Source organism: Actinomycetota bacterium, from assembly GCA_041658565.1.
In the GTDB taxonomy this organism is placed as follows: domain Bacteria; phylum Actinomycetota; class AC-67; order AC-67; family AC-67; genus JBAZZY01.
In genome coordinates this window covers 33,562-44,229 of record JBAZZY010000023.1, presented here as the reverse complement: position 1 = coordinate 44,229, position 10,668 = coordinate 33,562, and the positions used below count along the sequence as shown (strand labels likewise).

The 10,668-nt window shown below is 64.3% G+C and carries 11 protein-coding genes; 7 read left to right on the top strand and 4 right to left on the bottom strand.

The genetic code is table 11. The features are described from left to right. Window positions 1-134 precede the first annotated feature (134 nt). From WDA27_11185 to trpS, 5 genes are all read left to right on the top strand, one after another. Window positions 135-617, top strand: coding sequence for a hypothetical protein (locus WDA27_11185; GenBank protein MFA5891492.1), 483 nt, complete (start codon window positions 135-137; stop codon window positions 615-617). Then, window positions 614-1,048, top strand: a complete 435-nt coding sequence (locus WDA27_11180) for a hypothetical protein (protein ID MFA5891491.1) — start codon at window positions 614-616, stop codon at window positions 1,046-1,048. The genes WDA27_11185 and WDA27_11180 overlap by 4 nt, the downstream gene beginning before the upstream one ends. A gap of 107 nt (window positions 1,049-1,155) precedes the next feature. Continuing rightward, complete coding sequence (locus WDA27_11175) at window positions 1,156-2,244, top strand: isocitrate/isopropylmalate dehydrogenase family protein (GenBank protein MFA5891490.1); 1,089 nt, start codon at window positions 1,156-1,158, stop codon at window positions 2,242-2,244. Beyond that, window positions 2,241-3,170, top strand: a complete 930-nt coding sequence (mdh, locus tag WDA27_11170) for a malate dehydrogenase (protein ID MFA5891489.1) — start codon at window positions 2,241-2,243, stop codon at window positions 3,168-3,170. Before WDA27_11175 ends, mdh begins: the two co-directional genes overlap by 4 nt. An 85-nt stretch (window positions 3,171-3,255) precedes the next feature. After that, window positions 3,256-4,254, top strand: coding sequence for a tryptophan--tRNA ligase (gene trpS / locus WDA27_11165; protein MFA5891488.1), 999 nt, complete (start codon window positions 3,256-3,258; stop codon window positions 4,252-4,254). A 51-nt stretch (window positions 4,255-4,305) separates the two neighbouring features. Here the strand turns inward: trpS and WDA27_11160 are convergent, their stop codons facing one another. From WDA27_11160 to sdhC, 4 genes are all read right to left on the bottom strand, one after another. Beyond that, the gene (locus tag WDA27_11160; GenBank protein ID MFA5891487.1) at window positions 4,306-5,028 is read right to left on the bottom strand and encodes a succinate dehydrogenase iron-sulfur subunit; all 723 of its coding nucleotides are present in this window, start codon (window positions 5,026-5,028) and stop codon (window positions 4,306-4,308) included. Window positions 5,029-5,097: 69 nt separating this feature from the next. Continuing rightward, window positions 5,098-6,831, bottom strand: coding sequence for a succinate dehydrogenase flavoprotein subunit (gene sdhA / locus WDA27_11155; GenBank protein ID MFA5891486.1), 1,734 nt, complete (start codon window positions 6,829-6,831; stop codon window positions 5,098-5,100). After that, entirely contained in the window at window positions 6,831-7,241 is a 411-nt protein-coding gene (locus WDA27_11150; protein ID MFA5891485.1) for a succinate dehydrogenase hydrophobic membrane anchor subunit, read from the bottom strand. The genes sdhA and WDA27_11150 overlap by 1 nt, the downstream gene beginning before the upstream one ends. Beyond that, window positions 7,241-7,630, bottom strand: a complete 390-nt coding sequence (sdhC, locus tag WDA27_11145; protein MFA5891484.1) for a succinate dehydrogenase, cytochrome b556 subunit — start codon at window positions 7,628-7,630, stop codon at window positions 7,241-7,243. Before sdhC ends, WDA27_11150 begins: the two co-directional genes overlap by 1 nt. An 85-nt stretch (window positions 7,631-7,715) precedes the next feature. On the opposite strand from sdhC, the gene WDA27_11140 reads away from it, so the two are divergent. Then, window positions 7,716-9,290 carry a methylmalonyl-CoA mutase family protein gene (locus WDA27_11140; protein MFA5891483.1) on the top strand — a complete coding sequence of 525 codons (1,575 nt, stop codon included), beginning with the start codon at window positions 7,716-7,718 and terminating at the stop codon, window positions 9,288-9,290. Beyond that, window positions 9,290-10,666 carry an NAD(P)H-quinone dehydrogenase gene (locus WDA27_11135; protein ID MFA5891482.1) on the top strand — a complete coding sequence of 459 codons (1,377 nt, stop codon included), beginning with the start codon at window positions 9,290-9,292 and terminating at the stop codon, window positions 10,664-10,666. Before WDA27_11140 ends, WDA27_11135 begins: the two co-directional genes overlap by 1 nt. The last annotated feature ends 2 nt before the right edge of the window (window positions 10,667-10,668 follow it).

Here is a 10,668-nt window from a genome sequence, read left to right as displayed (position 1 = left end):
GCACCCGAGCGCGCGCGTCGCAGGGAACTCCTTCGAACCGCAGGGCGCTGGACGCGCAGAGTCGGCGTGCTCGCGGCGCTCTCAGGAACTCTGGGACGGATCGTGGTGGGCCACTGGTGAGCATTTCGCGCGCCATGGATCCGAGCCTTGGCAGGTTCCTGCAAGTGGATCCCGTCGCGTCCCGCACTGGGACTCCCTACGTCAGTGCGTACGTGTATGCGAACAACCGCCCAACGGTGTTGATCGATCCACTCGGCTTGTTCCCCTGGCGCAGTGTCTTTCAGGGGATAGCCATCGCCGCAGGTGTGGTGGCCGTGGTGGCTACGGCGGGTCTGCTCGCCGTGGCCGCAGGCACCGTCACCCTGTCGGCTGCAACGGTTGCCGCTCTGGAGGCGAGCGTCGGCCCCGCTGCACTCGCCGGGGTCGTGGGTGCGTTCGGCGTGACGGCCATGGACTGTCTTGACGACGACGCCGCGACCCCGTGCGGAGATAGCGCCACGCAGTTCGCGGTGGGCGTCGGGTTGACGGTGGCCGGGTACAAGACGCTAAGCGATGCCACGCGGCTGGCGGCTGCGCTCGCGGGCGTGGCCATGTACCCCATCGGTCCGACGAAATGAAGGCGTACTCCTTCCTGGTCGTCTGGGGGGCAGGCGTGCTGCTATATGGCCTGCTACTTGTGGCCGTGACGCGAGGTCCTATACCCGAGCGCGCGGACATGATCGCTCGCGGCGTAAAGATGGGATACCGTCGAGCCATCCCCTATGTCGTGCTGGTCGGGGGCCTTGCGCTGCTCGTGGGCACCATCGGCGTGGTCACCCAGGCAACGATCTCCACCCCGACCCCTCGGTACTTCGCCGCCACCGGGGGCTACGGCGCCGTGGTGGCCGCGGTGGGGATCGGTTTCGGGGTGCTCGCACGGATGCGCTCGGCCCCCGAGCGCGCGCGTCGCAGGGAACTTCTTCGAACCGCAGGGCGTTGGACGCGCAGGGTCGGCGTGCTCGCGGCGCTGGCAGGAACACTGGGACGGATCTTGGTGGGGCATTGGTGAGCCGCGCGCCCGGGGTCGCTTTGAGCGGCGCGCACTAGACGCGCGATAATGGCGCGCGCATCTATTCGAACCAGACTTCGTGTTCTCCATGAGGGAGGAAAGTTTCTATGGCATATCGTGTGACGCTTGTTCCTGGTGACGGTGTCGGTCCCGAGCTATCCGAGGCAACTCGTCGGGTTCTCGAAGGCACCGGCGTCGCGTTCGACTGGGACGTGCAGGACGCCGGCGCCGACGTGATGGACAAGTACGGGACCCCGCTGCCCGAGCACGTCCTCGAGTCGATCCGGACCAACAAGATCGCCATCAAGGGTCCGATCACCACTCCGATCGGCGGCGGCTTCCGCAGCGTGAACGTTGCGCTTCGCAAGGAACTCGACCTCTACGCGTGCTTGCGTCCGTGCAAGTACTACGAGGGAATCCCCGGCACGTTCCCCGGCGCCAACATCGTCATCGTTCGCGAGAATACCGAGGACCTGTACGCGGGAATCGAGTTCGAGCAGGGGACCGACGACGCCAAGAAGGTCATCGACTTCCTGAACGACATTCAGTCCAAGCAGATCAAGGAAGACTCCGGTATCACGATCAAGCCGATCTCGATCTCGGGCAGCGCGCGCATCACCAAGTTCGCCTTCGACTACGCGCGCCAGAACGGCCGCAAGAAGGTCACCGCGGTCCACAAGTCCAACATCATGAAGTTCTCCGACGGTCTGTTCCTTCGCACTGCCGGCGAGGTCGCCAAGGGCTACCCTGAGATCGAGTTCGATGATCGCATCGTGGACAACGTTTCGATGCAGTTGGTCAAGCGCCCCGAGGAGTACGACGTCCTGGTTCTTCCGAACCTGTACGGCGACATCATCAGCGACCTGTGTGCCGGCCTCATCGGCGGACTCGGTGTCGCGCCGGGCGCGAACATCGGTGACGAGGTTGCGGTGTTCGAGGCAACTCACGGAAGCGCGCCCAAGTACAAGGGTCAGAACAAGGTCAACCCGATGGCAATGATGTTCTCGGGTGTCCTGATGCTGCGGCACCTGGAAGAGATCGAGGCGGCGGACTTGTTGGAGAACGCGCTCGCCGCGGTCATCAAGGAAGGCAAGTACGTCACCTACGACCTCAAGGCGCGTCGCGACGACCCCACGGCCGTCGGGACAAGCCAGGTCGCCGATGGCGTCATCCTGAAGATGGAGGAGCTGCGATGAAAGTAACGGTCGTCGGCGCCGGCAAATACGGATCTACGACAGTTCAGCGGCTGGCGGAATCCAAGGTTATCGACGAGATCGTCATGACCGACATCGTCGAGGGGCTGCCTCAGGGCCTCGCGCTCGACATGATGCAGTCCCGTTCGATCGAAGGGTTCGAGACCCGCATCGTGGGCACGAACACCTACGAAGAGACCGCAGGCTCGGACGTGTGCGTGGTCACCGCGGGCCTGCCCCGCAAGCCGGGCATGAGCCGCATGGACTTGCTCGAAGTCAACGCCAAGATCATCCGCGGCGTTGCCGAGCAGTTCTGCCCCGGGTCTCCGAACGCAGTCGTCATCGTGGTGACGAACCCGCTGGACGAGATGACCTTCCTGTTCCGCGAGGCCTCGGGCTTCCCGCACGCGCGGGTGCTCGGTCAGGCCGGCATGCTCGACACTGCGCGGTTCAAGCACTTCGTGGGCGAGGAACTCGGCGTGTCTCCGTTGGAGGTCGAGGCGATCACGCTGGGCTCGCACGGCGACACCATGGTGCCGGTGCCATCACAGGTCACCGTTGCCGGCAAGCCGCTTGCGGACGTGTGCGATGCCGAGACGGTCGAGCGGTTGGTCAAGCGGACCCGTGACGGTGGAGCCGAGATCGTCGGACTGCTCAAGACCGGCAGCGCGTACTACGCGCCGTCGAGCGCGGCGGCCACGATGGTCGAGGCCGTCGCAGGCGACACCGGGGCTTCGATGCCGGTGTGCGCATGGGTGACCGGCCAGTACGGAATCAAAGACGTCTACCTGGGCGTCCCGGCGCGTTTGGGCGCCGGCGGCGTCAAGGAGATCGTCGAGTTGCCGCTGACCGACACGGAACTCTCGGGCCTTCGTGAGGCCGCTGAGGCCGTGCGCGGCAAGTGTGCCGACCTGGCGCAGCTCGCCTAGCAGTTCGTTTCACGCGCGCGCGCGTGGCAGGCACGGTTGGTAGAGTGCCGCCACGCGCGCGCGTTTTCAATTGGAGGGAGTGAGCGTGACCCGGATCCTTTCGGGAGTGCAGCCCACCGGCGACATCCACATGGGCAACTACATCGGCGCGCTGCGCCAGTTCGTCGCTGCTCAGCATGAAAACGACTGCTTCTTCTGCATCGTGGACATGCACGCCATCACGTTGCCTCAGGACCCTGACGAGTTGCGCCGCGCGACCCTGGATCTTGCCGCCGTCTACCTTGCCGTCGGCATCGACCCCGAAAAGGCGACGCTGTTCGTGCAGTCGCACGTGCACGAACATGCCGAACTCGCATGGGTGCTCGGGTGCTTCGCCATGTTCGGCGAGATGCGGCGCATGACGCAGTTCAAGGACAAGTCGGCGAAGCAAAAGGAAGCCTCGATCGGGTTTGGTCTATTCGCGTATCCGGTGTTGATGGCTTCGGACATCTTGCTGTATCAAGCGGATCACGTTCCGATCGGCGAGGACCAAAAGCAGCACCTGGAACTTACGCGCGACGTCGCGCAGCGTTTCAACTCCCGCTACGGCGAGACCTTCGTCGTGCCCGAACCCGCCATCCCCACCGTGGGCGCGCGCATCAAAGACTTGCAGAACCCGCTGGCGAAGATGTCGAAGTCGGCCGAGTCGCCGCAAGGAACCATCAAGATCACCGATCCTCCCGAGGTAGTGCGCAAGAAGGTCAAGATCGCAGTCACCGACTCCGGGCGCGAGATCCTCGCGCGCGAAGACAAGCCCGCGATCACCAACCTGCTCACGATCTACTCGGTCGTGACCGGCAAGACCGTCGCCGAACTCGAGGCCGAGTACGAGGGCAAGGGCTACGGCGACTTCAAGTCCGGGCTCGCCGACGCGATCGTGGCGCACCTGGAGCCGCTGCAGGCTCGCTACCGCGAGTTCACCTCGGATCCCGCGGAACTGGCGCGCGTGCTGGAGATCGGCGCGCGCAAGGCCCAGGAAGTCGCTGCCGCAACCGTCGCCGACGTCTACGCCAAAGTCGGCTTCACTCCGCGCGCGCGCGCCTAGTCACCACAAAGCGAAGAGCCGGCCATTGGCCGGCTCTTCTGTGAGTGTGCGTTAGACCTTCGAGTACAAGACCGCCTGTTTGACCTCTTGGATCGCTCGCGTGACGTGGATGTCGCGCGGGCAGGCGTCGGTGCAGTTGAAGGTGGTGCGGCACTTGAACACGCCCTCGGCGTCGGTGAGGATCCCGATTCGGTCGTCCGCGGCATGGTCGCGGGAGTCGAAGATGAATCGGTGCGCATTGACGATCGCCGCCGGGCCCTGGTACTCGCCGTCGGCCCAGAAGATCGGGCACGAGGTCGTGCAGCAGGCGCACAAGATGCACTTGGTGGTGTCGTCGTAGCGCTCGCGATCGGCGGGGGACTGCAGCCGCTCGCGGTCGGGTTCGGGGTCGTTGTTGATCAGGAACGGCAGAACCTTGCGGTAGGCCGCGAAGAACGGCTCCATGTCAACCACGAGGTCCTTCTCGACCGGAAGGCCGCGAATGGGCTCAATCTTGATCGGTTGCTTGAGGTCCTTGATTAGAACCTTGCACGCCAGACGGTTGACGCCGTTGATCAGCATCGCGTCCGACCCGCAGATCCCGTGACCACAGGAACGGCGGAACGTCAGCGAGCCGTCCTGATGCCACTTGATCTGGTGAAGGCCGTCGAACACTCTGTCGAGTGCCTCGTACGTGACGGTGTAGGTCTCCCAGTGAGGCTTCGAGTCCACCGCCGGGTCGAAGCGAAGGATCTTAAACGTCGCCCGCTTGCTCGGGTTGATCGCCGCACTCATGCTGCGACCCCCTTACGCTGCGCGCGGACGGGTTCGGTCCGCTTGGTCCACGTCATCGAGTGATCTCCTTCAGTACTTGCGCTCGGTGGGCTGGTAGCGCGTCACGGTGACCGGCTTGTAGTCGAGCTTTGTCTTCTGCCCGTTCTTCCAAGCCAGTGAGTGCTTCATCCACTTCACGTCGTCTCGGCTCGTGTAGTCGCCGCGGTAGTGCCCGCCTCGCGATTCCTTGCGGGCGTGCGCCGCCGCCACCGTGACCTGCGCAAGATCGAGAAGGAATCCCAACTCGACTGCCTCGAGCAGTTCGGTGTTATACGTCGACGACTTGTCCTTGACGCCGGCGTTTTCGTAGCGGTCCTGCAACTCGGCGATGATCTCCACCTGTTGCCCGAGCAGTTCGTCGGTGCGGTAGACGCCGCAGTTGTCGTCCATAGACTGCTGCAGTTCCGCCCGCAGGTCGGCGATCGATTCCTGTTGCGGCCGCTCGAGGATCCCGGCCAGCAGAGCCTCGGTTGCCTCGTGTGCATCGGCCGGCAGCGGCGCAAAGTCCATCTGCCGGGTTTCCTCAGCCATTGTGATGCCGCCGCGGCGTCCGAACACGATGATGTCCAGGAGCGAGTTCGTCCCCAGGCGGTTGCCGCCGTGAACACTCACGCACGCGCATTCGCCGGCTGCATACATCCCCCGAACGGGCGTGTTCTTGGCGTCGGCCAGCGCGCGCCCGAAGACGTCGGTCGGGATCCCGCCCATTGCGTAGTGCGCCGTGGGTTGGATCGGCACGCCCTCTTTCAGCGGTTCGACGTCGAGGTAGATCCGCGCGAACTCGGTGATATCGGGCAACTTCTCCTCGACGAGTTTGTGGTCGAGGTGATCGACGTGCAGCAGGACGTGGTCCTTCTTCGGACCGCACCCGCGGCCTTCCTTGATCTCGAAATAGATCGCACGGCTGACCATGTCGCGCGGCGCCAAGTCCTTGATGGTCGGCGCGTAACGCTCCATGAACCGCTCGCCGAGTCCGTTTCGCAAGATGCCGCCCTCGCCGCGCGCGGCCTCCGACAGCAGGATGCCGATGCCGTAGAGCCCCGTCGGGTGGAACTGGAAGAACTCCATGTCCTCCAACGGAAGCCCACGGCGAAGGACGGCTCCGGGGCCGTCCCCGGTAAGCGCGTGGGCGTTCGACGTGACCTTCCACATCTTGCCGAATCCGCCGGACGCGAACAGCACGCCCTTTGCGTGGAAGACGTGCAACTCGCCGGTTGCCAACTCGTACGCCACGACGCCGGCGACTTGCTTGCCCGACATCACGACGTCCAGAACGTAGAACTCGTTGAAGAACTCCACGCCTTGTTTCACGCACTGCTGGAACAGCGTCTGCAAGATCATGTGGCCGGTACGGTCGGCCGCGTAGGCCGCTCGTTTGACCGGGCCTTCGCCGTGGTTGCGCGTGTGGCCGCCGAACCGCCGCTGGTCGATCCTGCCGTCGGGCGTCCGGTTGAACGGAAGCCCCATGCGCTCAAGTTCGAGCACGGCGTGCGAGGCCTCTTGGCACATCACGTCGACGGCGTCTTGGTCGGCCAAGAAGTCCGAACCCTTGACGGTGTCGTACGCGTGCCATTCCCAGTTGTCATCTTCGACGTTGGCCAGGGATGCGCACACGCCGCCTTGTGCTGCGCCGGTGTGTGAGCGTGTTGGGTAGAGCTTGGTGATGACTGCGGTCTTCACTCGCTTCGACGACTCGAGCGCCGCACGCAATCCGGCGCCTCCGGCCCCGATGATGATCGCGTCATAGGTGTGGTAGCGCGGCATCAGAAACCCGTTCCCTTCGTGGGATCAAACGCGACGATCACGACCGTGCCGAGGAGCAAGAACACTAAGGTGAGAACGTAGAGGATGCTCTTCAGCAATGTGCGCTTGCCGGGCTTGCTCACGTACTCATTGATGAGCGTCTTGACGCCGTTGGTCCCGTGCAGCAAGCCGAGGGACAGCATCGTCCAGTCCCAGGTTTGCCACAGTGGGTTCGACCAGCGTCCTGCGACGAACTTGAAGTTGATGCGATCGATTCCGCCGTCCAGCAGGTGGACGATGGTGAAGTGACCGAGAACCAGGAACACCAAGACAAGGCCGGAGACGCGCATGAACAGCCACGTCCACAACTCGGTCGAACTCGATGCGCGCTCGCGCGCCGGCGTGCGTTTGGATCCCGTCGTGACGGCCATCACAGACTCCTCAGAACGCCACGGCCCATGAAGTACAGGGCCGGGATGATCATCACGATGTACAGGCCGACGACGCCGCGGAATAGCTGCTTGTGGTAGTCCGCCATTCGCGGAACGAAGTCGATCAGGATGATGCGTAGGCCGTTCAGCGCGTGGAACAGAACCGCGGCCGCCAGCCCGATTTCGAGCAGGCGAATTACGGGGTTGTGGTATGTGCTGACAACCCGGTTGAAGACTTCCGGTCCGAACCCGACGAGTGCTGTGTCGGCGATGTGAACGAATAGGAACACGATGACGGCGACACCGGTGATGCGGTGAATCGCCCAGGACCACTGGCCCTGCCCGCCCTTGTAGACGGTGCCAACGCGTTCGGGAAGTAGTCGAGACACTCCACGCCTCCCTCTCACGAAAAAAGCAGCCCCGACGCACCTCGCGCCGCGCCGCTTCCGGCCGCAATATAGCATGATGTCCACCATGTCCGAGAACGAGCGCTTGACCCCTTCCGGTATTCCGATCGAGCCGATATACGATCCGGCCACGCTCGGTGAATTCGATGCGGCCGGCCTAGGTTCGCCGGGGGAGTTCCCGTACGCGCGTGGGGTCTACCGCGACATGTATCGCGGTCGCGTGTGGACGATGCGTCAGTACGCGGGGTACGCGACGGCCGCCGAATCCAACGCGCGGTATCGGTATTTGCTCGACCACGGCCAGACCGGCTTGTCGGTGGCCTTCGACCTTCCGACGCAGATGGGATACGACTCCGACGACGCCGTTTCCGAGGGTGAGGTCGGCAAGGTCGGAGTCGCGATCGATTCGCTGCAGGACATGCGAACGCTGTTCGACGGGATTCCGCTGGACAAGGTTTCCACCTCGATGACCATCAACGCTCCGGCGTCGGTCTTGCTGATGCTGTATCAGTTGGTCGGAGAGGAGCAGGGTGTGGATCCAGCCGCTCTGACGGGCACGATCCAAAACGACATCCTCAAGGAATACATCGCGCGGGGGACTTACATCTATCCCCCCGAGCCGTCGATGCGGCTGATCACCGACACCTTTGCCTACTGTGCCGAGCACCTTCCCAAGTTCAACACGATCTCTATCTCGGGCTACCACATGGCGGAGAAGGGCGCGACCGCGGTGCAGGAGATCGCCTTCACGCTCGCCGACGCAATCGCCTACGTCGAGGCGGCCATCGGTGCAGGCCTTCCTGTGGACACATTCGGCCCGCGATTGTCCTTCTTCTTCGTCGCCCGTACGAGCCTGTTGGAAGAAGTCGCGAAATTCCGCGCGGCGCGCGCGCTGTGGGCCCAGATCATGCGCGATCGATTCGGCGCCGAAGATGCGCGCTCGATGATGTTGCGTTTCCACACGCAGACGGCCGGGGTCCAACTCACCGCGCAGCAGCCCGAGAACAACATCGTGCGGGTCGCGATCCAGGCACTTGCGGCGGTGCTGGGCGGGACGCAGTCGTTGCACGCGAACTCCTTTGATGAGGCGCTGGCGTTGCCGAGCGAGCGCGCGGCGAAGATCGCGCTCCGCACTCAGCAGATCATCGCGTCGGAGTCCGGAGTTGTGGACACGGCTGATCCGCTGGGCGGCTCGTGGTATGTCGAGTCGTTGACGCGAGAGATCGAGGCGCGCGCGCGCGCCTATCTCAGCCGGATAGAGGACATGGGCGGCGCGGTGCGCTCGATCGAGTTCATGCAGGAAGAGATCGAGCGCTCTGCCTACGATGAGCAGATGGCGATCGAGGCGCGCGGGCGCACCGTCGTCGGAGTAAACGCGTATCAGGAGTCAGAGGAGACGACCGCGGAACTGCTGCGGGTGGATGCCTCGGTGGAAGCGGCGCAAGTCGAGCGAGTACGCGCTGTGCGCGCGCGCCGCAACGACGCAGCCGCCCGGGCGGCGTTGCAGAACTTGCGTGACGCTGCGAACGGAACCGACAACTTGATGGTTCCGATCCGCGAGGCTCTGCGACGGATGGCGACGGTGGGCGAGGTGTGCGGTGTGATGCGCGACGTGTTCGGCGTCTACAGGCCGCGACGCTGATGGCCGTTCGAATAGCGATCATCGGAGGAGGGCCGGGCGGCTACGAGGCTGCGCTGGTCGGTGCCGAGCTGGGCGCGGAGGTCACGCTGATCGACAGTGCCGGCGTCGGCGGTGCCTGCGTGCTGTGGGACTGCGTGCCGTCCAAGACGCTGTGTTCGACGGCCGAGGTTGTGACGTACATGCGCACGGCACCGCGTCTTGGTCTGACGTCTGAGACCCCGAAGCTGAATGTCAATCTCCACAAGGTCTTTGAGCGGATACTGTGGCTGGCCAGCGCGCAGAGCCGGGACATCGAAACCAAGATCCTCGAAGCCGGCGTCCGCATGGTGCAGGGAACCGCGCGCTTCATCGATCCACACACTTTGTTGGTCGCCGAGGGTCCGGCGGCGGGGGAACGGATCGAGGCGGACGTCGTGCTGATCGCGACGGGATCAAGCCCCAACGAGTTGCCGAGCGCCCCGTGCGACGGCGTGCGAATCCTGAACTCGCGGCAGGTCTACGATTTGGATTCGGTTCCCGAGTCACTCATCGTGGTCGGTTCCGGCGCAACCGGCGCGGAGTTCGCGCACGCGTTCAACCGTTTGGGCGCAGGCGTGACGCTGGTTTCGTCTCGAGATCGCATGCTCCCCGGAGAGGATGCCGATGCCGCGGACGTCTTGGAGTCGGTGTTTCGTCGGCGGGGGATGACATTGCTCAAGCAAACGCGTGCGCACGGCGCGCGCGCCGTGGACGGCGGGGTCGAGGTAGATCTGGGCGACGGGCAGGCGCTGACGGGCAGCCATGCCCTGTTCACGGTCGGCCAGTCGCCGAACTCCGCAGCGCTCGCGCTCGGCAATGCCGGCGTGCGAGTCGGCGCGCGCGGTGAAATCCCGGTGGACGGCGTCAGTCGCACGAACGTTTCGCATATCTATGCCGCCGGAGACGTCACCGGAGGTGTGATGTTGGCGAGCACCGCCGCGATGCAAGGTCGGATTGCGATGTGGCACACCCTTGGTCAGGCGGTGACTCCGCTCGCGCGCGACGAGATCGCCGCGACGGTGTTCACCGATCCTGAGATCGCAACAGTTGGGATCTCGCAGGCTGAGGCCGCCGCGCGCGGCTTGCACGCCGAGGTCGTGATGTTGCCGTTCGCCACCAACGCGCGCGCCAAGATGTCTTCGCTGGAAGATGGCTTCGTCAAGATCGTCGCTATTTCCGGGAGTGGAACGGTGATCGGCGGAACGATCGTCGCGCCGCACGCGAGTGACCTCATCTTGTCGGTGTCGGTTGCGGTGCATGTGCGCCTCACCGTTGCGCAACTCGCGCAGGCGTTTTCGGTTTATCCGAGTTTCGGCGGTAGCGTGCAAGAGGCCGCTCGTTTGCTGATGGGACGCTGATA